We start from the raw sequence: 24,145 nt of genomic DNA, 5'->3' as shown, positions 1-24,145 counted from the left end.
ACTATGGATAAGAAATCTGCTCGTATCCGTCGTGCGACCCGCGCACGCCGCAAGCTCAAAGAGCTGGGTGCAACTCGCCTGGTGGTACATCGTACCCCGCGTCATATTTACGCACAGGTAATTGCACCGAACGGTTCTGAAGTTCTGGTAGCTGCTTCTACTGTAGAAAAAGCTATCTCAGAACAATTGAAGTACACCGGTAACAAAGACGCCGCTGCAGCTGTAGGTAAAGCTGTTGCAGAACGCGCTCTGGAAAAAGGCATCAGCAATGTTTCCTTTGACCGTTCCGGGTTCCAATATCATGGTCGTGTCCAGGCACTGGCAGATGCTGCCCGTGAAGCTGGCCTTCAGTTCTAAGGTAGAGGTGTAAGATGGCTCACATCGAAAAACAGGCTGGCGAACTGCAGGAAAAGCTGATCGCGGTAAACCGCGTATCTAAAACCGTTAAAGGTGGTCGTATTTTCTCCTTCACAGCTCTGACTGTAGTGGGTGATGGTAACGGTCGCGTTGGTTTTGGTTACGGTAAAGCGCGTGAAGTTCCAGCAGCGATCCAGAAAGCGATGGAAAAAGCCCGTCGCAATATGATTAACGTCGCGCTGAACAACGGCACCCTGCAGCACCCAGTTAAAGGTGTTCACACGGGTTCTCGTGTATTCATGCAGCCAGCTTCAGAAGGTACCGGTATCATCGCCGGTGGTGCAATGCGCGCCGTTCTGGAAGTTGCTGGGGTTCATAACGTACTGGCTAAAGCATATGGTTCCACCAACCCGATCAACGTGGTTCGTGCAACTATTGATGGCCTGGAAAATATGAATTCTCCAGAAATGGTCGCTGCCAAGCGTGGTAAATCCGTTGAAGAAATTCTGGGGTAATTGACCATGGCAAAGACTATTAAAATCACTCAAACCCGCAGTGCAATCGGTCGTCTGCCGAAACACAAGGCAACGCTGCTTGGCCTGGGTCTGCGTCGTATTGGTCATACCGTTGAGCGCGAGGATACTCCTGCTGTTCGTGGTATGGTCAACGCGGTTTACTTCATGGTTAAAGTTGAGGAGTAAGAGATGCGTTTAAATACTCTGTCTCCGGCCGAAGGCTCTAAAAAGGCGGGTAAACGCCTGGGTCGTGGTATCGGTTCTGGCCTCGGCAAAACCGGTGGTCGTGGTCACAAAGGTCAGAACTCTCGTTCTGGCGGTGGCGTACGTCGCGGTTTCGAGGGTGGCCAGATGCCACTGTACCGTCGTCTGCCGAAGTTCGGCTTCACCTCTCGCAAAGCAGCGATCACAGCGGAAATCCGTCTGTCTGACCTGGCGAAAGTTGAAGGCGGCGTTGTAGACCTGAACACGCTGAAAGCAGCTAACATTATCGGTATTCAGATCGAGTTCGCGAAAGTGATCCTGTCTGGTGAAGTTTCTACTCCGGTAACTGTTCGTGGCCTGCGTGTTACTAAAGGTGCTCGTGCTGCTATCGAAGCTGCTGGCGGTAAAATTGAGGAATAAGTAGCAGATGGCTAAGCAACCGGGATTAGATTTTCAAAGTGCCAAAGGTGGATTTGGCGAGCTGAAACGCAGACTGCTGTTTGTTATCGGCGCGCTGATTGTGTTCCGTATTGGCTCTTTTATTCCGATCCCTGGTATCGATGCCGCTGTACTTGCCAAACTGCTTGAGCAACAGCGAGGCACCATCATTGAAATGTTCAACATGTTCTCTGGTGGTGCTCTCAGCCGTGCTTCTATCTTTGCACTGGGTATTATGCCGTACATTTCGGCATCTATTATTATCCAGCTGCTGACGGTCGTTCATCCGGCCCTGGCAGAGCTGAAGAAAGAAGGGGAGTCTGGACGTCGTAAGATTAGTCAGTACACCCGTTACGGTACTCTGGTGCTGGCAATATTCCAGTCGATCGGTATTGCTACCGGTCTGCCGAATATGCCTGGTATGCAGGGCCTGGTATTAAACCCAGGCTTTGCATTCTATTTCACCGCTGTTGTTAGTCTGGTCACAGGGACTATGTTCCTGATGTGGCTCGGTGAACAGATTACTGAGCGTGGTATCGGTAACGGTATCTCAATCATTATCTTCGCCGGTATCGTTGCGGGACTCCCGCCGGCCATCGCCCATACTATCGAGCAAGCGCGTCAAGGCGACCTGCACTTCCTCCTGTTGCTGTTGGTTGCAGTATTAGTATTTGCAGTGACGTTCTTTGTTGTCTTCGTTGAACGTGGTCAACGCCGCATTGTGGTGAACTACGCTAAACGTCAGCAAGGTCGTCGTGTCTATGCTGCACAGAGCACACATTTACCGCTGAAAGTGAATATGGCGGGGGTTATCCCGGCTATCTTCGCTTCCAGTATTATTCTGTTCCCGGCAACCATCGCGTCATGGTTCGGGGGCGGTACTGGTTGGAACTGGCTGACAACAATTTCGCTGTATTTGCAGCCTGGGCAACCACTTTATGTGTTACTCTATGCGTCTGCGATCATCTTCTTCTGTTTCTTCTACACGGCGTTGGTCTTCAACCCGCGTGAAACAGCAGATAACCTGAAGAAGTCCGGTGCATTTGTACCAGGAATTCGTCCGGGAGAGCAAACGGCGAAGTATATCGATAAAGTAATGACCCGCCTGACTTTGGTTGGTGCGCTTTATATTACTTTTATCTGCCTGATCCCGGAGTTCATGCGTGATGCAATGAAAGTACCGTTCTACTTCGGTGGGACCTCACTGCTTATCGTTGTTGTCGTGATTATGGACTTTATGGCTCAAGTGCAAACTCTGATGATGTCCAGTCAGTATGAGTCTGCATTGAAGAAGGCGAACCTGAAAGGCTACGGCCGCTAATTGGTCGCCTGAGAAGTTACGGAGAGTAAAAATGAAAGTTCGTGCTTCCGTCAAGAAATTATGCCGTAACTGCAAAATCGTTAAGCGTGATGGTGTCATCCGTGTGATTTGCAGTGCCGAGCCGAAGCATAAACAGCGCCAAGGCTGATTATTTCGCATATTTTTCTTGCAAAGTTGGGTTGAGCTGGCTAGATTAGCCAGCCAATCTTTTGTATGTCTGTACGTTTCCATTTGAGTATCCTGAAAACGGGCTTTTCAGCATGGTGCGTACATATTAAATAGTAGGAGTGCATAGTGGCCCGTATAGCAGGCATTAACATTCCTGATCAGAAACATGCTGTGATCGCATTAACTTCGATCTACGGCATCGGCAAGACCCGTTCTAAAGCCATCCTGGCTGCAGCGGGTATCGCTGAAGATGTTAAGATCAGTGAGCTGTCTGAAGGACAAATCGACACGCTGCGTGACGAAGTTGCCAAATTTGTCGTTGAAGGTGATCTGCGCCGTGAAATCAGCATGAGCATCAAGCGCCTGATGGATCTTGGTTGCTATCGCGGTTTGCGTCATCGTCGTGGTCTGCCAGTGCGCGGTCAGCGTACTAAGACCAACGCACGTACCCGTAAGGGTCCGCGCAAACCGATCAAGAAATAATCGGGGTGATTGAATAATGGCAAAGGCACCAGTTCGTGCACGTAAACGTGTAAGAAAACAAGTCTCTGACGGCGTGGCTCATATCCATGCTTCTTTCAACAACACCATCGTTACTATTACTGATCGTCAGGGTAACGCATTGGGTTGGGCAACAGCCGGTGGTTCCGGTTTCCGTGGTTCTCGCAAATCCACTCCGTTCGCAGCTCAGGTTGCAGCAGAGCGTTGCGCTGAAGCCGTAAAAGAATACGGCATCAAGAATCTGGAAGTTATGGTTAAAGGTCCGGGTCCGGGTCGTGAATCTACTGTTCGCGCTCTGAACGCCGCTGGTTTCCGCATCACTAATATTACTGATGTGACTCCGATCCCTCATAACGGTTGTCGTCCGCCGAAAAAACGTCGCGTATAACGCTCGTTTTTTAGGTTAGTTGGAGATAGAAAATGGCAAGATATTTGGGTCCTAAGCTCAAGCTGAGCCGTCGTGAGGGCACCGACTTATTCCTTAAGTCTGGCGTTCGCGCGATCGATACCAAGTGTAAAATTGAACAAGCTCCTGGCCAGCACGGTGCGCGTAAACCGCGTCTGTCTGACTATGGTGTGCAGTTGCGTGAAAAGCAAAAAGTTCGCCGTATGTACGGTGTGCTGGAGCGTCAGTTCCGTAACTACTATAAAGAAGCAGCACGTCTGAAAGGCAACACGGGTGAAAACCTGCTGGCTCTGCTGGAAGGTCGTCTGGACAACGTTGTATACCGTATGGGCTTCGGCGCTACTCGTGCTGAATCACGTCAGCTGGTTAGCCACAAAGCAATCATGGTAAACGGTCGTGTTGTTAACATCGCTTCTTATCAGGTTAAAGCGAATGACGTTGTTAGCATTCGTGAGAAAGCGAAAAAGCAATCTCGCGTGAAGGCCGCTCTGGAGCTGGCTGAGCAGCGTGAAAAGCCAACCTGGCTGGAAGTTGATGCTGGCAAGATGGAAGGTACGTTCAAGCGTCAGCCTGAGCGTTCTGATCTGTCTGCGGACATTAACGAACACCTGATCGTCGAGCTTTACTCCAAGTAAAGCTTAGTACCAAAGAGAGGACACAATGCAGGGTTCTGTGACAGAGTTTCTAAAACCGCGCCTGGTAGATATCGAGCAAGTGAGTTCGACGCACGCCAAGGTGACCCTTGAGCCTTTAGAGCGTGGCTTTGGCCATACTCTGGGTAACGCACTGCGCCGTATTCTGCTCTCATCGATGCCGGGTTGCGCGGTGACCGAGGTTGAGATTGATGGTGTACTTCATGAGTACAGCACCAAAGAAGGCGTTCAGGAAGATATCCTTGAAATCCTGCTCAACCTGAAAGGGCTGGCGGTGAGAGTTCAGGGTAAAGATGAAGTTATTCTTACTCTGAATAAATCTGGCATTGGCCCTGTGACTGCAGCCGACATCACCCACGACGGTGATGTTGAAATCGTCAAGCCGCAGCACGTGATCTGCCACCTGACCGATGAGAACGCAGCTATTAGCATGCGTATCAAAGTTCAGCGCGGTCGTGGTTATGTGCCGGCTTCTGCCCGAATTCATTCGGAAGAAGATGAGCGCCCAATCGGCCGTCTGCTGGTCGACGCATGCTACAGCCCTGTAGAGCGTATCGCCTACAATGTTGAAGCAGCGCGTGTAGAACAGCGTACCGACCTGGACAAGCTGGTCATCGAAATGGAAACCAACGGCACAATCGATCCTGAAGAGGCGATTCGTCGTGCGGCAACCATCCTGGCAGAACAACTGGAAGCTTTCGTTGACTTACGTGATGTACGTCAGCCAGAAGTGAAAGAAGAGAAACCAGAATTCGATCCGATCCTGCTGCGCCCTGTTGACGATCTCGAATTGACTGTCCGCTCTGCTAACTGCCTCAAGGCAGAAGCTATCCACTATATCGGTGATCTGGTACAGCGTACCGAGGTTGAGTTGCTGAAAACGCCGAACCTGGGTAAAAAATCTCTTACCGAGATTAAAGACGTGCTGGCTTCACGTGGTCTGTCTCTGGGCATGCGCCTGGAAAACTGGCCACCGGCAAGCATTGCTGACGAGTAACCGGATCACAGGTTAAGGTTTTACTGAGAAGGATAAGGTCATGCGCCATCGTAAGAGTGGTCGTCAACTGAACCGCAACAGCAGCCATCGCCAGGCTATGTTCCGCAACATGGCAGGTTCACTGGTTCGTCATGAAATCATCAAGACGACCCTGCCTAAAGCGAAAGAGCTGCGTCGCGTAGTTGAGCCGCTGATTACTCTTGCCAAGACTGACAGCGTTGCTAATCGTCGTCTGGCATTCGCCCGTACTCGTGATAACGAGATCGTGGCAAAACTGTTTAACGAACTGGGCCCGCGTTTCGCGAGCCGTGCCGGTGGTTACACTCGCATTCTGAAGTGTGGTTTCCGTGCAGGCGACAACGCGCCGATGGCTTACATCGAGCTGGTTGATCGTTCAGAGAAAGCAGAAGCTGCTGCAGAGTAATCTGCAGTAACGTAAAAAAACCCGCCTCGGCGGGTTTTTTTATATCCGCAGTATCCCCATTTCTCTACAATGCCTGTATCAATTTTGTTCATCCCCTGGAGCTGATGATGTGGTTGCTTGACCAGTGGGCAGAACGCCATATCCGCGATGCCCAAAATAAAGGCGATTTCGACAATCTTGCCGGAAGCGGCGAACCTCTGGAACTGGAAGATGATTTGCATATTGCGCCTGAACTCCGGGCTGGATATCGTTTATTAAAAAATGCCGGCTGCCTTCCTCCTGAGCTTGAGCAGCGCAGAGAGGCTGTTGAACTTGTCGATCTGCTAAAAGGGATCCGTCAGGACGATCCTCGACATACAGAACTTAGCCGCAGGCTTGCGCTGATCGAGCTCAAGCTGCGCCATGCAGGAATGAACACGGAGTTCCTGCATGGGGAATACGGTGAAAGATTGCTGAAGAAGATAAATGAGGAGTAGCGATGTACCGTATCGGTGAACTTGCAAAGCTCGCTAACGTAACGCCGGACACTATTCGATATTACGAAAAGCAGCAAATGATCGATCATGAGGTACGCACAGAAGGTGGCTTTCGGCTTTATACCGATAACGATCTGCAGCGTCTGAGATTCATACGCTATGCTCGACAGCTTGGCTTCACGCTGGATTCGATCCGCGAGTTACTATCGATCCGCATCGATCCTGAGCATCACACCTGCCAGGAATCCAAAAGCATCGTGCAGGCCCGGCTTGATGAAGTTGAAGCCCGTATTCAGGAACTACAAACCATGCAGCGTTCTCTGCAAAGGCTTAATGATGCCTGTTGCGGAACGGCCCACAGCAGTATTTATTGCTCAATTCTGGAAGCCCTTGAACAAGGGGCCAGTGGAGAAACTCGGGGATGTTGATTTTTAATCTACCCGGGTCTAGACTTCCGTCGTCATAAACCATGCTCAGGAGAAATTATGAGCCGCTATCAGCACACTAAGGGACAAATTAAAGACAATGCCATTGAGGCTTTACTTCACGACCCGCTTTTTCGACAGCGCGTTGAAAAGAATAAAAAAGGGAAGGGAAGTTATCTGCGCAAAGACAAACATGCAAAACGGGGTAACTGGGAGGCCAGTGGCAAGCAAGCGAATCGCTTATTTACCACTGGCCTTCCTGCTTTTGGTTACTGATTAAACGCGGTTGTTCTGCTCTTTTAACAGATCGCGGATTTCCGTCAGCAATACTTCTTCTTTCGTTGGTGCTGGTGCGGCCGCGGGCTCTTCTTTTTTACGGTTGAGCCTGTTGATCAGCTTGATAGCCATAAAAATAGCAAACGCCACAATCACGAAATCAAATACGTTCTGGATAAACACGCCGTAGTGCATTACTACTGCCGGGATATCACCCTGTGCTTCACGCAGCGTGAATGCGAACTGTTTGAAATCAATGCCCCCGATTAGCAGCCCTAAAGGTGGCATGATGATGTCTGCAACTAATGATGAAACAATCTTGCCGAATGCCGCACCAATAATGACACCCACTGCCAAATCCACCACGTTCCCGCGCATCGCAAATTCGCGAAATTCTTTAATAAAACTCATTATGTTCTCCTTGTGCCAGCTGACGACTATAAGTTTAACAAATGATTAGCCAATTGCCATTCGGGATAATTAAACGTTATGAAAATAAAAGGCACAACAATAAAGGGGGTAAAGTGCAGGTGCTCTATTGAGAGCACCCGACATATTAAAGGAAGAATGGACTTGGCTGGAATAAACGCTCGACGTCGGTAATAAATTTTTTATCGGTAAGGAACATAATTACGTGATCGCCTTGCTCAATACGTAAATTATCATTGGCGATCATGACATCATTTCCACGCACGACGGCACCGATAATTGTGCCCGGCGGCAGCTTAATTTCGTCGATGGCGCGGCCCACAACGCGAGAGGTGGTTTCATCTCCATGGGCCACCGCTTCGATCGCTTCTGCCACACCGCGGCGGAGCGATGAAACGCCGACAATGTCCGCTTTACGTACATGGCTCAGCAGAGCGGAAATGGTCGCCTGCTGCGGTGAAATAGCAATATCAATCACGCTGCCCTGAACCAGGTCGACATACGCCTTACGTTGGATAAGTACCATGACCTTCTTTGCCCCCATACGTTTGGCGAGCATGGCGGACATAATATTCGCCTCGTCATCGTTGGTGACGGCAATAAAGAGATCAACTTGATCAATATGCTCTTCTGCCAGTAATTCCTGATCTGACGCGTCGCCATAAAATACGATCGTATTTTGCAGTTTTTCCGCCAGCTCAGAAGCACGTTGCTGATCGCGCTCGATCAATTTCACGCTGTAGTCTTTTTCCAGCCTTCGCGCGAGACCCGCACCGATATTGCCACCACCGACCAGCATAATGCGTTTATAAGGCTTTTCGAGACGCTGCAATTCGCTCATTACTGCACGAATATGCTGAGAGGCCGCAATAAAGAAGACCTCATCACCTGCTTCGACAATGGTGGAGCCCTGCGGGCGGATAGGCCTGTCGTGGCGGAAAATGGCGGCGACGCGCGTATCAATATGAGGCATGTGCTCGCGCATGGTGGACAACGCGTTGCCGATCAACGGACCGCCGTAATAGGCCTTTACGACGGCAAGACTGACTTTACCTTCGGCAAAGTTCACCACCTGCAGTGCGCCTGGATATTCGATCAGACGATAGATATTGTCGATAACCAGCTGTTCAGGTGCGATAAGATGATCAATGGGAACCGCTTCTGAATTAAACAGTTTTTCTGCATCGCGAACATAGTCCGGTGAACGGATGCGCGCGATTCGGTTTGGCGTGTTGAAAAGCGAGTAGGCCACCTGACAGGCCACCATATTGGTTTCGTCAGAACTGGTCACCGCAACGAGCATGTCTGCATCGTCGGCGCCCGCCTCGCGGAGCACGCGCGGGTGTGAGCCATGACCCTGCACAACGCGAAGGTCAAATTTGTCCTGTAAAACGCGCAGACGATCGCCGTTGGTATCAACGATTGTGATGTCGTTGTTTTCGCCAACCAGGTTTTCCGCCAGCGTTCCGCCCACTTGTCCTGCGCCCAGAATGATAATCTTCATATCTCGTGACCTGTTCTCAACATCACTCTTTGATTAGCTTAGCGTAAAAGAAGCCATCACCCTCTTCCGCGCCCGGCAGGTTTTGCTGTCCTGGGCATTCAGGCGTTCCCGTATCGCGCAGCGTAGCGTCCGGGGTACGCTTAAGGAAGGCTGCGATTTGCTGGCTGTTTTCTTCTGGCAGTATGGAGCAGGTGGCATAAACCAGCGTACCGCCGGGTTTAAGATGTGGCCAAATCGCGTCAAGTATGTCCGATTGCAGTTGGGCAAGTTCCTTAATATCACGATCGCGGCGTAGCCACTTGATGTCCGGATGACGACGAATTACGCCTGTTGCAGAGCAGGGTGCATCCAGCAAAATGCGGTCGAACTGGGTTTCACCACACCATTCCGCAGGTTTGCGTCCATCGCCTTGTTTAACCTGTGCCTTCATGCCCAGGCGCTTGAGGTTGTCGTAGACGCGTGAAAGACGCTGCTCATCAACGTCCACTGCCATCACGCTGGCCTGTGGAGCCACTTCCAGAATGTGTGTCGTTTTTCCGCCAGGCGCCGCGCACAGATCGAGGATCTGCTCACCATTTTTGGGTTCAAGCCAGGTCATACAACCCTGAGCAGAGGCATCCTGCACGGTCACCCAGCCTTCATCAAAACCAGGTAAAGCATGTACCGGTGCAGCGGAGGCTAAACGCACGGCATCCGGATAGGCTTCATGCGTGAATCCACTCATTCCAGCGTCTTCCAGTAATGCCAGCCATGCGTCACGGGTGTGGTGATTGCGATTGACGCGTAACCACATCGGCGGGCGTTGATTATTCGCTTCGGCAATGTTTTGCCACTGCTTCGGATACGCTTTTTTAATGCGATTCAGCAGCCAGTCCGGGTGGAGAAAACGTGTTTCGCTTTGCGCAAATTCAGCCAGAAGCTCATCCTGCTGACGCTGGAACTGACGCAGTACGCCGTTGATTAATCCTTTCAACTGAGGACGTTTTATCGCAACGGCGCCTTCCACTGTTTCAGCAAGCGCGGCGTGAGGTGGAATGCGAGTATGAAGAAGCTGATAAAAACCCACCATGATCAAATAATGAACGGTGCGCTGCTTGCCCGTCATTGGGCGTGACATCAGCTTATTAATGAGCCACTCAAGCTGAGAAAGGGTGCGCAGAACGCCAAAGCAAAGCTCCTGGAGCAGGGCTTTGTCTTTATCTGATACTTTTTGTTGCAGGGGGGGCAGGACATTACTCAATGACTGGCCCTGCTCGATAACCTGCTCAACGGCCTGAGCCGCCATACTGCGTAGATTTTGTTTTTTCATAACCGTAAAAATAAAAATGCCCGGAAACACCGGGCCTTAAGCATATGTTTGTTCAGGCAAGGCGATTGCCCGGGATAAACCATTCGCGACGGGAATTTAAAAGATCCTGAGCGCTCATGGCTTTCTTCCCGGCCGGTTGCAGCGATTCAAGATTCAGAATCCCTTCTGCAGTCGCAACCTGGATACCGTTCTTGCTGGCGTCGATAATCGTGCCGGGTTCAGCAGCCGTATTGCCGTTAATGACTGACGCTTTCCAGACTTTCACTGGCTGCTCATCAATCTCCATCCAGCTCATCGGCCAAGGATTAAAGGCGCGGATGCAGCGTTCAAGTTGAGCGGCAGACAAGGACCAGTCGATCCGGGCTTCTTCTTTACTCAGTTTTTCAGCATACGTCACCAGCGCCTCATCCTGAACCTCAGGTTTTGCCGTATTGTCAGCAAGCTGCTGCAGCGTCTCGATAAGCCCTTGCGGACCGAGGCCTGCTAGTTTGTCATACAGCGTAGCGCTGGTATCGTCTGCAGTAATAGGGCACGCCAGTTTATGCAGCATGTCGCCGGTGTCTAAACCTACGTCCATCTTCATGATTGTGACGCCGGTTTCTGCATCCCCCGCCCACAGGGAGCGCTGGATAGGTGCCGCACCACGCCAGCGTGGGAGCAGTGAGCCATGCACGTTGATACAACCCAGACGAGGCATATCAAGCACCGCTTTCGGCAGAATTAAACCGTAAGCCACCACCACCATTACGTCGGCATTCAGGTCAGCGACCAACTGCTGATTTTCCTGAGGGCGTAAGGATGCGGGCTGGAAAACGGGAAGCCCATGCTCTTCTGCCAGCACCTTTACCGGGCTGGGCATCAGTTTTTTACCGCGGCCAGCCGGACGGTCCGGCTGGGTAAAGACGCCAACAACCTGGTGACCAGAAGATAACAGCGCGTCAAGATGACGCGCTGCAAAATCAGGGGTTCCCGCGAAGATAATACGTAGTGTTTTAGACACGATGATCCTTGTATCCGGGGGGACGTTATGCGCGAGAGCGCAAACGATCCAGTTTCTCTACTTTTTGACGAATACGCTGTTGCTTCAACGGCGAGAGGTAATCGATAAACAGCTTACCGACCAGGTGATCCATCTCATGCTGAATGCAAATTGCCAGCAGGTCATCTGCTTCCAGTTCGAACGGGTTACCGTCACGATCCAAAGCGCGGATTTTCACTTTTTCGGCACGTGGCACCAAAGCGCGTTGTTCAGGAATGGACAGGCAGCCTTCCTCAATGCCCGTTTCACCGCTCTTTTCAAGCAATTCAGGGTTGATCAGCACCAGACGCTCATCGCGATTTTCGGAAACGTCGATCACGATAATACGTTTGTGAATGTCCACCTGCGTCGCCGCCAGGCCAATGCCTTCTTCGGCGTACATGGTATCGAACATATCATCAACGATACGCTGGATTTCTGCATTCACTTCTTTGACCGGTTCAGCGACGATGCGAAGGCGCTCGTCCGGAATATGTAACACTTGCAAAACTGCCATAAATTTCCAGAGTCGTGTTCAGGAGTTGATAAGAATATTACTTCTATTCTAGACAAATCCCGGGTCGATTGACAGCATCAGTGACCAATCGCAATGATTGCGCAGGCCGCTTATGGCAGGGGGGAAAGGATGACGTCTATCGAGATATGGCTACGGCTAATACACACAGGTTCACTATGTGGCGATGGAATGCTGGAAGCGGCTGTGCAACTGCAGAAGCATGAAAACCTCGACGTGCCTGTCGTCAAAAGCGCCGGTCTGACAGCAAAACAGGTTGAACGGTTCTTTGCCTCAGATGAAAGTGAGCTGGAGCGTAGTCTGGCGTGGCTTGAGCAGCCGGGAAATCATTTATTGACGGCAAACCATCCACTTTATCCTCCTTTACTTCGAGCAATTCCTGATTATCCCGGGGCGTTATTCGTAAAAGGTAACCCTGAAACCCTTAATGCTGTCCAGCTGGCGGTAGTAGGCAGCCGTGCACCGTCATGGTATGGAGAGCGATGGGGAAAAATTCTGTGCGAACAACTTTCGCAATGTGGTTTCACGATCACCAGTGGGCTGGCCTGCGGTATTGACGGTGTTGCCCATAGTGCAGCGCTATCAGCAAAAGGACGTAGCGTGGCCGTACTGGGGAACGGCCTGTTTAGCATTTATCCCCGTCGGCACCAGGCGCTGGCTAAGCGATTAATCGAAGCTGACGGGGCGATAGTGTCTGAGTTTCCCCTTTCGGCGCAGCCCCGACCGGCAAACTTTCCGCGTCGTAACCGAATCATCAGCGGGCTTAGCCAGGGAGTATTGGTCGTTGAAGCGGCAGTGCGAAGCGGTTCGCTGGTCACGGCACGATGCGCGCTCGATCAGGGCAGGGAGGTTTTCGCCTTACCCGGCCCGATAGGTAACCCGGGGTGCGAAGGACCACACTGGCTGATAAAGCAGGGGGCGACGCCGGTAACAGAAGTGCGGGACATTCTTGAAAATTTGCAATATGGCTTGCAATGTCTGCAGGAAGATCCCGAAAAGCGACATTATTCATCAGATCAGGGAAAGGTGGCATTGCCATTTCCCAAGCTCCTGGCTAACGTAGGAGATGAGGTAACACCTGTTGACGTTGTCGCTGAACGTGCCGGCCAACCTGTGCCAGTAACGGTAGCACAGCTACTCGAACTGGAGTTAGCAGGGTGGATCGCAGCTGTACCCGGCGGCTATGTCCGATTAAGGAGGGCATGCCATGTTCGACGTACTGATGTATTTGTTTGAGACTTACATCCATAACGAAGCAGAAATGCGAGTGGATCAGGACAAATTGACACAGGATCTTACCGATGCGGGGTTTGAGCGGGAAGATATCTATAACGCGTTGATGTGGCTGGAAAAGCTGGCTGATTATCAGGAAGGCCTCGCCGAGCCGATGCAGCTTGCTTCTGACCCATTGTCAGTACGCATTTATACCGCTGAAGAGTGTGAAAGGCTGGATGCCAGCTGCCGGGGATTCATCTTATTCCTTGAGCAGATTCAGGTGCTAAACCTCGAAACGAGAGAAATGGTGATAGAGCGCGTCATGGCGCTGGATACAGCAGAATTTGAACTGGAAGATCTCAAATGGGTGATTCTGATGGTTCTGTTTAACATCCCGGGCTGTGAAAATGCCTATCAGCAAATGGAAGAATTACTCTTTGAAGTGAATGAAGGTATGCTGCACTAATTCAATGTGCAGCACCAAGAGTTGTTATGGCCAAATCAGCACTATTCACGGTGCATAAAAACGAGCCCTGCCCGCAGTGCGGGGCTGAGCTTGTTATTCGGTCCGGGAAACACGGCCCGTTTCTCGGTTGTTCACACTATCCGGAATGTGATTATGTCCGTCCTCTGAAAAGCCAGGCGGATGGACATATCGTCAAAATTCTGGAAGGACAGCTATGTCCTCTTTGTGGTGGTGAATTAGCGCTACGTCAGGGCCGTTTCGGTATGTTTATTGGCTGTAGCCGCTACCCGGAATGTGAGCATACGGAACAAATTGATAAGCCTGATGAAACGGCTATTGCGTGTCCCCAGTGTCAGCGCGGTCAACTGGTACAACGCCGTTCCCGTTATGGTAAGACCTTTCATTCCTGCGATCGCTACCCTGAATGCCAGTTCGTTATCAATTTCAAACCGGTAGCGGGCGTCTGCATTCATTGCAACTATCCGCTACTTATCGAGAAGAAAACGGCGCAGGGTATGAAACGCTTCTGCGCCAGTAAACAATGTGGAAAGCCGGTTACGGCGGATCAAAATAGTGAATAATAACCTGCCATCAGGCTCCATTGCGCATGCAGTGGACGTACTGAAAAATGAAGAAGTCATCGCCTATCCAACTGAAGCTGTTTTTGGGGTCGGTTGCGATCCTGACAGCGAGACGGCTGTGAGCCGCCTGCTTGCCTTGAAACAAAGACCCGTCGAGAAAGGGCTGATTTTGATAGCTGCGAATTACGAGCAGCTTAAGCCCTACATCGATGACTCTATGCTGACGTCGGCGCAGCGCGAGACTATTTTTTCCGCATGGCCCGGTCCAGTGACCTTTGTTTTCCCGGCACAGCCGACAACGCCACGCTGGTTGACCGGACGCTTTGATTCCCTTGCCGTTCGCGTAACTGACCACCCGCTGGTAATAGAGCTTTGTCTGGCATTTGGTAAACCGCTGGTCTCAACCAGCGCCAACCTGACCGGATTGCCACCTTGTCGTACAACCGAAGAAGTGCTGGCACAGTTCGGGAACGGCTTCCCGGTTGCTGTTGGAGAGACGGGAGGGCGCCTGAATCCGTCTGAAATTCGCGACGCTTTGACCGGCGAACGTTTTCGCCAGGGGTAATCTCATGGAAACCTATGCTGTTTTTGGTAATCCGATTGCGCACAGCAAGTCACCGCTGATCCATCAGCAATTTGCGAAGCAGCTGCAGATTAATCATCCCTATGGTCGCGTACTTGCACCGGTGGATGCATTTATTCCAACGCTGGAGGCTTTTTTCGCCGCCGGCGGTCAAGGCGCTAATGTGACGGTCCCTTTTAAAGAAGAAGCCTTCGAACGTGCGGATGAGCTTACCGAGCGTGCTTCGCTGGCTGGTGCAGTAAATACCCTGAAACGGCTTGAAGATGGACGCCTTCTGGGTGACAACACCGACGGAATAGGTTTGCTGAGCGATCTGGAACGACTGTCGTTTATTAAACCAGGTTTCCGGGTCCTGCTGATTGGTGCGGGTGGCGCATCGCGGGGAGTACTGTTGCCTCTGCTTTCTCTGGACTGTGCGGTGACCATTACCAACCGAACCTTTTCCCGGGCAGAAGCGCTGGCGGCGTTGTTTGCGCATACTGGCAGCGTAAGTGCGGCAGCGCCTGGCGATCTTGCTGGGCGTGAATTTGATCTGGTCATTAATGCCACCTCCAGTGGCATTAATGGAGAGATCCCGGCAATCCCCGCTTCTCTGGTAAGCCCTCATATATACTTCTATGACATGTTTTATCAGAAAGGGAAGACGCCTTTCCTTAACTGGTGTGAACAACACGGTGCGAAACAGCTAGCTGATGGACTGGGGATGCTGGTGGGTCAGGCTGCGCATGCGGTGCTGCTCTGGCATGGCGTGTTGCCTGCAGTCGAACCGGTTATTGAAAAGTTAAAGCAGGAGCTTTCGGCGTGAATCAGGCTATTCATTTCCCGGACAGAGAGAACTGGGATGAGAGTAAACAAGCGGTCTGTTTCCCGGTGCTGGTGCAGGGTATGCAATTGACCTGCGCCATTCATGGGGAAACGCTTTTGCGTCGCTTTGGCGGTTCAGATCCTATAGACATATTTTGCGAAAATCGCTGGGATCTGGAAGAGGAAGCCAGCGATTTAATTCGCGATCAGCAGGAAGACGATCAGGGCTGGGTTTGGTTGTCCTGATCCAAATAGTCATTCTTCCATTTTACGTAGTTGTTCGCTGAGTACTTCAGTCCTTCGATCTCTGCCTCCTTCAGGGGGCGGATCTGTTTTACCGGGCTTCCCAGATAGAGATAGCCGCTCTCCAGACGTTTGTTCTGCGGGACCAGGCTACCGGCCCCAATCATTACGTCATCTTCTACTATGACGCCATCCAGCAAAATCGATCCCATGCCAACAAGCACCCGATTACCGATAGTGCAGCCGTGAAGCATCACTTTATGACCGACGGTAACCTCTTCTCCAATGATGAGGGGATTACCCTGCGGGTTATAGGAGGATTTGTGGGTGACATGCAGAACGCTACCGTCCTGAATATTGGTACGGGCACCAATCGACACATAGTTAACGTCTCCCCTGATCGCAACGAGTGGCCAGATACTGACGTCATCGGCCATTCGGACATCACCAATGACCACGCTGGTGGCATCGATCATCACGCGATCGCCTTTTTGGGGGAACAGATCTTTATAAGGACGTAATACTGCAGACATAACTACCTCTGAGGATGAGCGCTATACGGAAGACTTGATCATATTATTGGATCGAGGCAAGGCAAAATGCGTCAATATTTAAGCAGATCGGGCGGGATTTCAGCGAAAAGCGCGGAAAATCAGCAGTCGGAAAAAAAGATCTAAAAAATACTTGTGCTAAAAATTGGGATCCCTATAATGCGCCTCCATCGACACGGCGGATGTGAATCACTTCACAGACAACCCGGTCGGTTGAAGAGAAAAAAATCCTGAAATAACGGGTTGACTCTGAAAGAGGAAAGCGTAATATACGCCACCTCGCAACGGTGAGCGAAAGCCGCGTTGCACTGCTCTTTAACAATTTATCAGACAATCTGTGTGGGCACTCAAAGTGACATGGATTCTTAACGTCGCAAGACGAAAAATGAATACCAAGTCTCTGAGTGAACATGCGTAATTCATTACGAAGTTTAATTCACGAGCATCAAACTTAAATTGAAGAGTTTGATCATGGCTCAGATTGAACGCTGGCGGCAGGCCTAACACATGCAAGTCGAACGGTAGCACAGAGAGCTTGCTCTCGGGTGACGAGTGGCGGACGGGTGAGTAATGTCTGGGAAACTGCCTGATGGAGGGGGATAACTACTGGAAACGGTAGCTAATACCGCATAACGTCGCAAGACCAAAGAGGGGGACCTTCGGGCCTCTTGCCATCAGATGTGCCCAGATGGGATTAGCTAGTAGGTGGGGTAACGGCTCACCTAGGCGACGATCCCTAGCTGGTCTGAGAGGATGACCAGCCACACTGGAACTGAGACACGGTCCAGACTCCTACGGGAGGCAGCAGTGGGGAATATTGCACAATGGGCGCAAGCCTGATGCAGCCATGCCGCGTGTATGAAGAAGGCCTTCGGGTTGTAAAGTACTTTCAGCGGGGAGGAAGGCGATAAGGTTAATAACCTTGTCGATTGACGTTACCCGCAGAAGAAGCACCGGCTAACTCCGTGCCAGCAGCCGCGGTAATACGGAGGGTGCAAGCGTTAATCGGAATTACTGGGCGTAAAGCGCACGCAGGCGGTCTGTCAAGTCGGATGTGAAATCCCCGGGCTCAACCTGGGAACTGCATTCGAAACTGGCAGGCTAGAGTCTTGTAGAGGGGGGTAGAATTCCAGGTGTAGCGGTGAAATGCGTAGAGATCTGGAGGAATACCGGTGGCGAAGGCGGCCCCCTGGACAAAGACTGACGCTCAGGTGCGAAAGCGTGGGGAGCAAACAGGATTAGATACCCTGGTAGTCCACGCCGTAAACGATGTCGACTTGGAGGTTGTGCCCTTGAGGCGTGGCTTCCGGAGCTAACGCGTTAAGTCGACCGCCTGGGGAGTACGGCCGCAAGGTTAAAACTCAAATGAATTGACGGGGGCCCGCACAAGCGGTGGAGCATGTGGTTTAATTCGATGCAACGCGAAGAACCTTACCTACTCTTGACATCCAGAGAACTTTCCAGAGATGGATTGGTGCCTTCGGGAACTCTGAGACAGGTGCTGCATGGCTGTCGTCAGCTCGTGTTGTGAAATGTTGGGTTAAGTCCCGCAACGAGCGCAACCCTTATCCTTTGTTGCCAGCGGTCCGGCCGGGAACTCAAAGGAGACTGCCAGTGATAAACTGGAGGAAGGTGGGGATGACGTCAAGTCATCATGGCCCTTACGAGTAGGGCTACACACGTGCTACAATGGCGCATACAAAGAGAAGCGACCTCGCGAGAGCAAGCGGACCTCATAAAGTGCGTCGTAGTCCGGATTGGAGTCTGCAACTCGACTCCATGAAGTCGGAATCGCTAGTAATCGTGGATCAGAATGCCACGGTGAATACGTTCCCGGGCCTTGTACACACCGCCCGTCACACCATGGGAGTGGGTTGCAAAAGAAGTAGGTAGCTTAACCTTCGGGAGGGCGCTTACCACTTTGTGATTCATGACTGGGGTGAAGTCGTAACAAGGTAACCGTAGGGGAACCTGCGGTTGGATCACCTCCTTACCTTAAAGAACCTGCCTTTGTAGTGTCCACACAGATTGTCTGATTAAAAACAGCAGTAAAAATCTCTGCAGGCTTGTAGCTCAGGTGGTTAGAGCGCACCCCTGATAAGGGTGAGGTCGGTGGTTCAAGTCCACTCAGGCCTACCAAACTCCTTTTAAAGGATGAGCGGTACAGAGATTAAAACGATGGGGCTATAGCTCAGCTGGGAGAGCGCCTGCTTTGCACGCAGGAGGTCTGCGGTTCGATCCCGCATAGCTCCACCATCTTTTACTGCGAACACAAGAAAACTTCAGAGTGAACCTGAAAAGGTGCACTGCGAAGTTTTGCTCTTTAAAAATCTGGATCAAGCTGAAAATTGAAACGACACACATGTTATGTGTGTTCGAGTCTCTCAAATTTTCGCAATCAGAAGTGAAACATCTTCGGGTTGTGAGGTTAAGCGACTAAGCGTACACGGTGGATGCCCTGGCAGTCAGAGGCGATGAAGGACGTGCTAATCTGCGAAAAGCGCCGGCGAGGTGATATGAACCTTTGACCCGGCGATGTCCGAATGGGGAAACCCAGTGCAATTCGTTGCACTATCGTTAACTGAATACATAGGTTAACGAGGCGAACCGGGGGAACTGAAACATCTAAGTACCCCGAGGAAAAGAAATCAACCGAGATTCCCCCAGTAGCGGCGAGCGAACGGGGAGCAGCCCGGAGTCTGAATCAGCTTGTGTGTTAGTGGAAGCGTCTGGAAAGTCGCACGGTACAGGGTGACAGTCCCGTACACGAAAATGCACAGGTTGTGAACTCGAAGAGTAGGGCGGGACACGTGGTATCCTGTCTGAATATGGGGGGACCATCCTCCAAGGCTAAATACTCCTGACTGACCGATAGTGAACCAGTACCGTGAGGGAAAGGCGAAAAGAACCCCGGCGAGGGGAGTGAAAAAGAACCTGAAACCGTGTACGTACAAGCAGTGGGAGCACCTTCGTGGTGTGACTGCGTACCTTTTGTATAATGGGTCAGCGACTTATATTCTGTAGCAAGGTTAACCGTATAGGGGAGCCGAAGGGAAACCGAGTCTTAACTGGGCGTTAAGTTGCAGGGTATAGACCCGAAACCCGGTGATCTAGCCATGGGCAGGTTGAAGGTTGGGTAACACTAACTGGAGGACCGAACCGACTAATGTTGAAAAATTAGCGGATGACCTGTGGCTGGGGGTGAAAGGCCAATCAAACCGGGAGATAGCTGGTTCTCCCCGAAAGCTATTTAGGTAGCGCCTCGTGAACTCATCTTCGGGGGTAGAGCACTGTTTCGGCTAGGGGGCCATCCCGGCTTACCAACCCGATGCAAACTACGAATACCGAAGAATGTTATCACGGGAGACACACGGCGGGTGCTAACGTCCGTCGTGAAGAGGGAAACAACCCAGACCGCCAGCTAAGGTCCCAAAGTCATGGTTAAGTGGGAAACGATGTGGGAAGGCACAGACAGCCAGGATGTTGGCTTAGAAGCAGCCATCATTTAAAGAAAGCGTAATAGCTCACTGGTCGAGTCGGCCTGCGCGGAAGATGTAACGGGGCTAAACCATGCACCGAAGCTGCGGCAGCGACGCTTATGCGTTGTTGGGTAGGGGAGCGTTCTGTAAGCCGTTGAAGGTGGCCTGTGAGGGCTGCTGGAGGTATCAGAAGTGCGAATGCTGACATAAGTAACGATAAAGCGGGTGAAAAGCCCGCTCGCCGGAAGACCAAGGGTTCCTGTCCAACGTTAATCGGGGCAGGGTGAGTCGACCCCTAAGGCGAGGCCGAAAGGCGTAGTCGATGGGAAACAGGTTAATATTCCTGTACTTGGTGTTACTGCGAAGGGGGGACGGAGAAGGCTATGTCAGCCGGGCGACGGTTGTCCCGGTTTAAGCGTGTAGGTGTGTGTTCCAGGCAAATCCGGTTCACTTTAACACTGAGGCGTGATGACGAGGCACTACGGTGCTGAAGTGATAAATGCCCTGCTTCCAGGAAAAGCCTCTAAGCATCAGGTAACACGAAATCGTACCCCAAACCGACACAGGTGGTCAGGTAGAGAATACCAAGGCGCTTGAGAGAACTCGGGTGAAGGAACTAGGCAAAATGGTGCCGTAACTTCGGGAGAAGGCACGCTGATATGTAGGTGAAGCCCCTGCGGGCGGAGCTGAAATCAGTCGAAGATACCAGCTGGCTGCAACTGTTTATTAAAAACACAGCACTGTGCAAACACGAAAGTGGACGTATACGGTGTGACGCCTGCCCGGTGCCGGAAGGTTAATTGATGGGGTTAGCGGCAACGCGAAGCTCTTGATCGAAGCCCCGGTAAACGGCGGCCGTAACTATAACGGTCCTAAGGTAGCGAAATTCCTTGTCGGGTAAGTTCCGACCTGCACGAATGGCGTAATGATGGCCAGGCTGTCTCCACCCGAGACTCAGTGAAATTGAACTCGCTGTGAAGATGCAGTGTACCCGCGGCAAGACGGAAAGACCCCGTGAACCTTTACTATAGCTTGACACTGAACACTGGTCCTTGATGTGTAGGATAGGTGGGAGGCTTTGAAGCGTGGACGCCAGTCTGCGTGGAGCCGTCCTTGAAATACCACCCTTTAATGGCTGGTGTTCTAACGTGGACCCGTAATCCGGGTTGCGGACAGTGTCTGGTGGGTAGTTTGACTGGGGCGGTCTCCTCCCAAAGAGTAACGGAGGAGCACGAAGGTTAGCTAATCCTGGTCGGACATCAGGAGGTTAGTGCAATGGCATAAGCTAGCTTGACTGCGAGAGTGACGGCTCGAGCAGGTGCGAAAGCAGGTCATAGTGATCCGGTGGTTCTGAATGGAAGGGCCATCGCTCAACGGATAAAAGGTACTCCGGGGATAACAGGCTGATACCGCCCAAGAGTTCATATCGACGGCGGTGTTTGGCACCTCGATGTCGGCTCATCACATCCTGGGGCTGAAGTAGGTCCCAAGGGTATGGCTGTTCGCCATTTAAAGTGGTACGCGAGCTGGGTTTAGAACGTCGTGAGACAGTTCGGTCCCTATCTGCCGTGGGCGCTGGAGAATTGAGGGGGGCTGCTCCTAGTACGAGAGGACCGGAGTGGACGCATCACTGGTGTTCGGGTTGTCATGCCAATGGCACTGCCCGGTAGCTAAATGCGGAAGAGATAAGTGCTGAAAGCATCTAAGCACGAAACTTGCCCCGAGATGAGTTCTCCCTGACTCCTTGAGAGTCCTGAAGGAACGTTGAAGACGACGACGTTGATAGGTCGGGTGTGTAAGCGCAGCGATGCGTTGAGCTAACCGATACTAATGAACCGTGAGGCTTAACCTTACAACGCCGAAGGTGTTTTGGCGGAAGAGACAGAAAAAACAATATTCAGCCTGATACAGATTAACAGAATTTGCCTGGCGGCTTTAGCGCGGTGGTCCCACCTGACCCCATGCCGAACTCAGAAGTGAAACGCCGTAGCGCCGATGGTAGTGTGGGGTCTCCCCATGTGAGAGTAGGGAACTGCCAGGCATCAAATTTAGCGTGCTGATATGGCTCAGTTGGTAGAGCGCACCCTTGGTAAGGGTGAGGTCCCCAGTTCGACTCTGGGTATCAGCACCACTTTATACTTAGGTTAAAGTTCGGCAAGAAGTAAAAGAATTTGTCTGGCGGCTTTAGCGCGGTGGTCCCACCTGACCCCATGCCGAACTCAGAAGTGAAACGCCGTAGCGCCGATGGTAGTGTGGGGTTTCCCCATGTGAGAGTAGGGAACTGCCAGACATCAAATAAGTGAGAAGGCCATCCGAAAGGATGGCCTTTTTGCGTTTATGCTCAGAAAAAACGGTAGGCCGGGTAAGACGAAGCCGCCACCCGGCAGAGCAAACGGCTAATGAATCACCTGCGACAGGAATGCTCGCGTACGTTCTGACTTCGGATGCGCAAAGAACTCATCCGGGGGCGCCTGCTCAACAATCTCTCCGCGGTCCATAAAGATCACCCGATCAGCTACCGTTCTGGCAAAACCCATCTCATGCGTTACGCACAACATCGTCATACCGGATTGCGCCAGCCCAATCATGGTATCCAGTACCTCTTTCACCATTTCGGGATCCAGCGCAGATGTCGGTTCGTCAAACAGCATGATTTTGGGTTTCATGCACAGCGAACGGGCGATAGCCACACGCTGCTGTTGCCCGCCCGAGATCTGGCCGGGAAACTTATTGGCATGCTCCGCGATACGAACGCGTTCCAGGTAGTGCATCGCCAGCGCTTCCGCTTCCTGTTTCGGCATTTTTCGGACCCAAATAGGCGCAAGCGTACAGTTCTGCAGAACGGTCAGGTGTGGAAAAAGATTAAAGTGCTGGAATACCATACCCACTTCCTGGCGCACGCGTTCGATATTGCGGATATCTTCATTCAGCTCGATGCCATCTACAACAATGCGTCCTTGCTGATGTTCTTCAAGATGGTTAATACAGCGAATGGTTGTGGATTTACCTGAACCGGAAGGGCCGCAAAGGACGATGCGTTCGCCTTGCTTTACCTTAAGATTAATGTCTTTCAGGACATGAAACTGTCCATACCATTTATTCACGTTTTCCAGCGTAATCATCGCGTCGGCGGGTGTCATAGTTATTTGGCTCATAATTTCCTCAGTGCGGTGTACGCCCGGTGTTAAAGCGCTTTTCCAGATGCTGGCTGTAGCGCGACATGCTAAAACAAAAGATCCAGTAGATCAGAGCGGCAAAGACATATCCTTCGGTGGACATGCCCAGCCAGACAGGGTCAACGGTTGCCTGTTGCACGCTGCTAAAGAGATCGAACAATCCGATGATGATCACCAGACTGGTATCTTTAAAGAGAGCAATGATCGTATTGACCAGCCCAGGGATAACCAGCTTGAGCGCTTGCGGAAGGATCACCAGCCCCTGCGTCTTCCAGTAACCGAGCGCCAGCGATTCCGCCGCTTCGTACTGGCCTTTGGGCAACGCCTGCAGTCCACCGCGTACAACTTCAGCGACATAGGCGGACTGGAAGAGAATCACCCCGACCAGGGCACGGATCAGTTTGTCTATCGTTGTACCCTCTGCCATAAACAGCGGCAGCATGACCGACGACATAAACAGTACGGTGATGAGCGGTACTCCGCGCCAGAACTCAATGAAGATAACGGAGAGCACGCGAACGACCGGCATTTTTGAACGGCGTCCCAGGGCCAGTAAAATCCCCCACGGTAGCGCGCCGGCTATCCCCACTGAAGCGATAATCAATGTCAACGTCAGACCGCCCCACTGGCGTGTTTCAACGCGTTCCAGCCCCAGGAAACCGCCATACATCAGCACCCAGACAATAATCGGATAAACCACTGTCCAGACGGCAATATAGCGTCCACGATGAGGCAGCTTTTTCCAGAACATGACCGCGACAGAGAGCAGGCCGATAACCAGCGCCAGATTAATCCGCCAGCGCTGTTCATGGGGATACAATCCATACATGAACTGACCGAAACGTTCATGAATAAATACCCAGCAGGCACCGGCTTTTGTGCAGTCAGCTCGGGTTGAACCGACCCAGTTGGCCTGTAAAAACGCCCAGTTCAGCAGGGGAGGAATCAATTCCCACATGAGCCACAGGCAGACAATCGTCAGCAGGCTGTTGCTCCAGCTGGAGAACAGATTCTTGCGCGCCCAGAGAATGAAACGTCCACCTGTCGAGCTGGCAGGGCGCGAGGAGTGCGACAGTATCGCTTTTGTCATC

The 24,145-nt window shown here is 51.7% G+C and carries 28 protein-coding genes, 3 tRNA genes and 4 rRNA genes; 27 read left to right on the top strand and 8 right to left on the bottom strand.

The features are described 5' to 3' along the window. Window positions 1-3 precede the first annotated feature (3 nt). From rplR to V1603_RS00775, 14 genes are all read left to right on the top strand, one after another. Window positions 4-357, top strand: a complete 354-nt coding sequence (gene rplR / locus V1603_RS00840) for a 50S ribosomal protein L18 (RefSeq protein ID WP_003863297.1) — start codon at window positions 4-6, stop codon at window positions 355-357. A gap of 14 nt (window positions 358-371) precedes the next feature. Further along, window positions 372-872: a 30S ribosomal protein S5 gene (gene rpsE, locus V1603_RS00835; protein WP_003863299.1), complete on the top strand. Its 501-nt coding sequence runs from the start codon at window positions 372-374 to the stop codon at window positions 870-872. 6 nt (window positions 873-878) lie between these two features. Beyond that, the gene (gene rpmD, locus V1603_RS00830) at window positions 879-1,058 is read left to right on the top strand and encodes a 50S ribosomal protein L30 (protein ID WP_003863301.1); all 180 of its coding nucleotides are present in this window, start codon (window positions 879-881) and stop codon (window positions 1,056-1,058) included. A gap of 3 nt (window positions 1,059-1,061) precedes the next feature. Further along, entirely contained in the window at window positions 1,062-1,496 is a 435-nt protein-coding gene (gene rplO / locus V1603_RS00825; protein ID WP_014885468.1) for a 50S ribosomal protein L15, read from the top strand. A 7-nt stretch (window positions 1,497-1,503) separates the two neighbouring features. Beyond that, complete coding sequence (gene secY / locus V1603_RS00820) at window positions 1,504-2,835, top strand: preprotein translocase subunit SecY (RefSeq protein ID WP_003863305.1); 1,332 nt, start codon at window positions 1,504-1,506, stop codon at window positions 2,833-2,835. 31 nt (window positions 2,836-2,866) lie between these two features. Continuing rightward, window positions 2,867-2,983, top strand: coding sequence for a 50S ribosomal protein L36 (gene rpmJ / locus V1603_RS00815; protein ID WP_000868187.1), 117 nt, complete (start codon window positions 2,867-2,869; stop codon window positions 2,981-2,983). A 146-nt stretch (window positions 2,984-3,129) separates the two neighbouring features. Beyond that, window positions 3,130-3,486: a 30S ribosomal protein S13 gene (gene rpsM / locus V1603_RS00810; RefSeq protein ID WP_013099021.1), complete on the top strand. Its 357-nt coding sequence runs from the start codon at window positions 3,130-3,132 to the stop codon at window positions 3,484-3,486. 16 nt (window positions 3,487-3,502) lie between these two features. Further along, the gene (rpsK, locus tag V1603_RS00805; protein ID WP_003863312.1) at window positions 3,503-3,892 is read left to right on the top strand and encodes a 30S ribosomal protein S11; all 390 of its coding nucleotides are present in this window, start codon (window positions 3,503-3,505) and stop codon (window positions 3,890-3,892) included. Window positions 3,893-3,924: 32 nt separating this feature from the next. Then, a complete protein-coding gene (gene rpsD, locus V1603_RS00800) occupies window positions 3,925-4,545 on the top strand; it encodes a 30S ribosomal protein S4 (RefSeq protein WP_004868345.1) in 621 nt (206 codons plus the stop codon). Window positions 4,546-4,570: 25 nt separating this feature from the next. Next, window positions 4,571-5,560, top strand: coding sequence for a DNA-directed RNA polymerase subunit alpha (locus tag V1603_RS00795; RefSeq protein ID WP_002919219.1), 990 nt, complete (start codon window positions 4,571-4,573; stop codon window positions 5,558-5,560). 40 nt (window positions 5,561-5,600) lie between these two features. Further along, window positions 5,601-5,984 carry a 50S ribosomal protein L17 gene (rplQ, locus tag V1603_RS00790; protein ID WP_001216368.1) on the top strand — a complete coding sequence of 128 codons (384 nt, stop codon included), beginning with the start codon at window positions 5,601-5,603 and terminating at the stop codon, window positions 5,982-5,984. A 107-nt stretch (window positions 5,985-6,091) separates the two neighbouring features. Further along, window positions 6,092-6,460: a DUF1992 domain-containing protein gene (locus V1603_RS00785; RefSeq protein WP_233003707.1), complete on the top strand. Its 369-nt coding sequence runs from the start codon at window positions 6,092-6,094 to the stop codon at window positions 6,458-6,460. A 2-nt stretch (window positions 6,461-6,462) separates the two neighbouring features. Further along, window positions 6,463-6,888, top strand: coding sequence for a Zn(2+)-responsive transcriptional regulator (zntR, locus tag V1603_RS00780; protein WP_014885465.1), 426 nt, complete (start codon window positions 6,463-6,465; stop codon window positions 6,886-6,888). A gap of 57 nt (window positions 6,889-6,945) precedes the next feature. Continuing rightward, complete coding sequence (locus tag V1603_RS00775; protein ID WP_151413590.1) at window positions 6,946-7,161, top strand: alternative ribosome-rescue factor A; 216 nt, start codon at window positions 6,946-6,948, stop codon at window positions 7,159-7,161. Here the strand turns inward: V1603_RS00775 and mscL are convergent, their stop codons facing one another. The 5 genes from mscL to def all read right to left on the bottom strand — a co-directional run bounded on the left by mscL (window position 7,162) and on the right by def (window position 11,938). Continuing rightward, entirely contained in the window at window positions 7,162-7,572 is a 411-nt protein-coding gene (gene mscL / locus V1603_RS00770; RefSeq protein ID WP_014833515.1) for a large-conductance mechanosensitive channel protein MscL, read from the bottom strand. It lies immediately after the preceding gene. Between the two features lie 145 nt (window positions 7,573-7,717). Further along, on the bottom strand, window positions 7,718-9,094 hold the full coding sequence (trkA, locus tag V1603_RS00765) for a Trk system potassium transporter TrkA (protein ID WP_014885463.1): 1,377 nt from the start codon (window positions 9,092-9,094) through the stop codon (window positions 7,718-7,720). Window positions 9,095-9,116: 22 nt separating this feature from the next. Then, a complete protein-coding gene (gene rsmB, locus V1603_RS00760; protein WP_233003692.1) occupies window positions 9,117-10,403 on the bottom strand; it encodes a 16S rRNA (cytosine(967)-C(5))-methyltransferase RsmB in 1,287 nt (428 codons plus the stop codon). Between the two features lie 52 nt (window positions 10,404-10,455). Continuing rightward, the gene (fmt, locus tag V1603_RS00755) at window positions 10,456-11,403 is read right to left on the bottom strand and encodes a methionyl-tRNA formyltransferase (protein ID WP_233003691.1); all 948 of its coding nucleotides are present in this window, start codon (window positions 11,401-11,403) and stop codon (window positions 10,456-10,458) included. Between the two features lie 25 nt (window positions 11,404-11,428). Beyond that, complete coding sequence (def, locus tag V1603_RS00750; RefSeq protein WP_006812188.1) at window positions 11,429-11,938, bottom strand: peptide deformylase; 510 nt, start codon at window positions 11,936-11,938, stop codon at window positions 11,429-11,431. A gap of 129 nt (window positions 11,939-12,067) precedes the next feature. Between def and dprA the strand changes: the two genes are divergently transcribed. From dprA to V1603_RS00720, 6 genes are read left to right on the top strand one after another with little or no spacing between them, the layout of a single operon-like run. Further along, window positions 12,068-13,192, top strand: coding sequence for a DNA-protecting protein DprA (gene dprA / locus V1603_RS00745; protein WP_395313385.1), 1,125 nt, complete (start codon window positions 12,068-12,070; stop codon window positions 13,190-13,192). Next, the gene (gene smg, locus V1603_RS00740) at window positions 13,164-13,637 is read left to right on the top strand and encodes a DUF494 family protein Smg (RefSeq protein ID WP_008503477.1); all 474 of its coding nucleotides are present in this window, start codon (window positions 13,164-13,166) and stop codon (window positions 13,635-13,637) included. Before dprA ends, smg begins: the two co-directional genes overlap by 29 nt. Window positions 13,638-13,663: 26 nt before the next feature. After that, complete coding sequence (locus tag V1603_RS00735) at window positions 13,664-14,218, top strand: type I DNA topoisomerase (RefSeq protein WP_116344084.1); 555 nt, start codon at window positions 13,664-13,666, stop codon at window positions 14,216-14,218. Beyond that, on the top strand, window positions 14,211-14,783 hold the full coding sequence (gene tsaC / locus V1603_RS00730; RefSeq protein ID WP_395313384.1) for an L-threonylcarbamoyladenylate synthase type 1 TsaC: 573 nt from the start codon (window positions 14,211-14,213) through the stop codon (window positions 14,781-14,783). Before V1603_RS00735 ends, tsaC begins: the two co-directional genes overlap by 8 nt. Window positions 14,784-14,787: 4 nt before the next feature. Next, window positions 14,788-15,606 (top strand): shikimate dehydrogenase, encoded by an 819-nt coding sequence (gene aroE / locus V1603_RS00725; RefSeq protein ID WP_166712483.1) that lies wholly within the window; start codon window positions 14,788-14,790, stop codon window positions 15,604-15,606. Then, the gene (locus V1603_RS00720; RefSeq protein ID WP_166712481.1) at window positions 15,603-15,851 is read left to right on the top strand and encodes a DUF1488 domain-containing protein; all 249 of its coding nucleotides are present in this window, start codon (window positions 15,603-15,605) and stop codon (window positions 15,849-15,851) included. The genes aroE and V1603_RS00720 overlap by 4 nt, the downstream gene beginning before the upstream one ends. On the opposite strand, the gene V1603_RS00715 is transcribed toward V1603_RS00720, so the two are convergent. Further along, window positions 15,827-16,381, bottom strand: coding sequence for a gamma carbonic anhydrase family protein (locus V1603_RS00715; RefSeq protein ID WP_116344080.1), 555 nt, complete (start codon window positions 16,379-16,381; stop codon window positions 15,827-15,829). The genes V1603_RS00720 and V1603_RS00715 overlap by 25 nt on opposite strands. Before the next feature lie 471 nt (window positions 16,382-16,852). Between V1603_RS00715 and V1603_RS00710 the strand changes: the two genes are divergently transcribed. From V1603_RS00710 to rrf (V1603_RS00680), 7 genes are all read left to right on the top strand, one after another. Next, window positions 16,853-18,392 (top strand): 16S ribosomal RNA (locus tag V1603_RS00710). A 69-nt stretch (window positions 18,393-18,461) separates the two neighbouring features. Next, window positions 18,462-18,538: transfer RNA gene (locus V1603_RS00705), tRNA-Ile, on the top strand. 41 nt (window positions 18,539-18,579) lie between these two features. Continuing rightward, window positions 18,580-18,655, top strand: a tRNA-Ala gene (locus V1603_RS00700). Between the two features lie 170 nt (window positions 18,656-18,825). Then, window positions 18,826-21,730: ribosomal RNA gene (locus V1603_RS00695) — 23S ribosomal RNA — on the top strand. A gap of 73 nt (window positions 21,731-21,803) precedes the next feature. Further along, a 5S ribosomal RNA gene (rrf, locus tag V1603_RS00690) occupies window positions 21,804-21,919 on the top strand. Between the two features lie 14 nt (window positions 21,920-21,933). After that, window positions 21,934-22,009: transfer RNA gene (locus V1603_RS00685), tRNA-Thr, on the top strand. Window positions 22,010-22,052: 43 nt separating this feature from the next. After that, a 5S ribosomal RNA gene (rrf, locus tag V1603_RS00680) occupies window positions 22,053-22,168 on the top strand. Together the 16S, 23S and 5S rRNA genes with 3 tRNA genes alongside form the textbook arrangement of a ribosomal RNA operon. 106 nt (window positions 22,169-22,274) lie before the next feature. Here rrf (V1603_RS00680) and V1603_RS00675 read toward each other — a convergent pair. Further along, window positions 22,275-23,033, bottom strand: a complete 759-nt coding sequence (locus V1603_RS00675) for an amino acid ABC transporter ATP-binding protein (protein WP_014885454.1) — start codon at window positions 23,031-23,033, stop codon at window positions 22,275-22,277. A gap of 7 nt (window positions 23,034-23,040) precedes the next feature. Further along, the gene (locus V1603_RS00670) at window positions 23,041-24,144 is read right to left on the bottom strand and encodes an amino acid ABC transporter permease (protein ID WP_395314014.1); all 1,104 of its coding nucleotides are present in this window, start codon (window positions 24,142-24,144) and stop codon (window positions 23,041-23,043) included. Window position 24,145 lies beyond the last annotated feature (1 nt).

The sequence above is a fragment of the Enterobacter sp. ECC-219 genome (assembly GCF_043966805.1).
In the GTDB taxonomy this organism is placed as follows: domain Bacteria; phylum Pseudomonadota; class Gammaproteobacteria; order Enterobacterales; family Enterobacteriaceae; genus Enterobacter; species Enterobacter cloacae_N.
The sequence above is the reverse complement of the archived record's forward strand: the minus strand, read 5'-3'. Positions and strand labels throughout refer to the sequence as shown.

What these genes read in the sequence shown, in the direction of transcription:
- def (WP_006812188.1), bottom strand. Translation starts at nt 11,938, where the DNA reads ATGGCAGTTTTGCAAGTGTTACATATTCCGGACGAGCGCCTTCGCATC.
- V1603_RS00670 (WP_395314014.1), bottom strand. Translation starts at nt 24,144, where the DNA reads ATGACAAAAGCGATACTGTCGCACTCCTCGCGCCCTGCCAGCTCGACA.
- rplQ (WP_001216368.1), top strand. Translation starts at nt 5,601, where the DNA reads ATGCGCCATCGTAAGAGTGGTCGTCAACTGAACCGCAACAGCAGCCAT.
- dprA (WP_395313385.1), top strand. Translation starts at nt 12,068, where the DNA reads ATGACGTCTATCGAGATATGGCTACGGCTAATACACACAGGTTCACTA.
- smg (WP_008503477.1), top strand. Translation starts at nt 13,164, where the DNA reads ATGTTCGACGTACTGATGTATTTGTTTGAGACTTACATCCATAACGAA.
- V1603_RS00675 (WP_014885454.1), bottom strand. Translation starts at nt 23,033, where the DNA reads ATGAGCCAAATAACTATGACACCCGCCGACGCGATGATTACGCTGGAA.
- rpsE (WP_003863299.1), top strand. Translation starts at nt 372, where the DNA reads ATGGCTCACATCGAAAAACAGGCTGGCGAACTGCAGGAAAAGCTGATC.
- V1603_RS00775 (WP_151413590.1), top strand. Translation starts at nt 6,946, where the DNA reads ATGAGCCGCTATCAGCACACTAAGGGACAAATTAAAGACAATGCCATT.
- rplO (WP_014885468.1), top strand. Translation starts at nt 1,062, where the DNA reads ATGCGTTTAAATACTCTGTCTCCGGCCGAAGGCTCTAAAAAGGCGGGT.
- rpmJ (WP_000868187.1), top strand. Translation starts at nt 2,867, where the DNA reads ATGAAAGTTCGTGCTTCCGTCAAGAAATTATGCCGTAACTGCAAAATC.
- V1603_RS00785 (WP_233003707.1), top strand. Translation starts at nt 6,092, where the DNA reads ATGTGGTTGCTTGACCAGTGGGCAGAACGCCATATCCGCGATGCCCAA.
- rsmB (WP_233003692.1), bottom strand. Translation starts at nt 10,403, where the DNA reads ATGAAAAAACAAAATCTACGCAGTATGGCGGCTCAGGCCGTTGAGCAG.
- rplR (WP_003863297.1), top strand. Translation starts at nt 4, where the DNA reads ATGGATAAGAAATCTGCTCGTATCCGTCGTGCGACCCGCGCACGCCGC.
- V1603_RS00795 (WP_002919219.1), top strand. Translation starts at nt 4,571, where the DNA reads ATGCAGGGTTCTGTGACAGAGTTTCTAAAACCGCGCCTGGTAGATATC.
- rpsK (WP_003863312.1), top strand. Translation starts at nt 3,503, where the DNA reads ATGGCAAAGGCACCAGTTCGTGCACGTAAACGTGTAAGAAAACAAGTC.
- V1603_RS00735 (WP_116344084.1), top strand. Translation starts at nt 13,664, where the DNA reads ATGGCCAAATCAGCACTATTCACGGTGCATAAAAACGAGCCCTGCCCG.
- rpsD (WP_004868345.1), top strand. Translation starts at nt 3,925, where the DNA reads ATGGCAAGATATTTGGGTCCTAAGCTCAAGCTGAGCCGTCGTGAGGGC.
- secY (WP_003863305.1), top strand. Translation starts at nt 1,504, where the DNA reads ATGGCTAAGCAACCGGGATTAGATTTTCAAAGTGCCAAAGGTGGATTT.
- aroE (WP_166712483.1), top strand. Translation starts at nt 14,788, where the DNA reads ATGGAAACCTATGCTGTTTTTGGTAATCCGATTGCGCACAGCAAGTCA.
- rpmD (WP_003863301.1), top strand. Translation starts at nt 879, where the DNA reads ATGGCAAAGACTATTAAAATCACTCAAACCCGCAGTGCAATCGGTCGT.
- trkA (WP_014885463.1), bottom strand. Translation starts at nt 9,094, where the DNA reads ATGAAGATTATCATTCTGGGCGCAGGACAAGTGGGCGGAACGCTGGCG.
- zntR (WP_014885465.1), top strand. Translation starts at nt 6,463, where the DNA reads ATGTACCGTATCGGTGAACTTGCAAAGCTCGCTAACGTAACGCCGGAC.
- V1603_RS00715 (WP_116344080.1), bottom strand. Translation starts at nt 16,381, where the DNA reads ATGTCTGCAGTATTACGTCCTTATAAAGATCTGTTCCCCCAAAAAGGC.
- mscL (WP_014833515.1), bottom strand. Translation starts at nt 7,572, where the DNA reads ATGAGTTTTATTAAAGAATTTCGCGAATTTGCGATGCGCGGGAACGTG.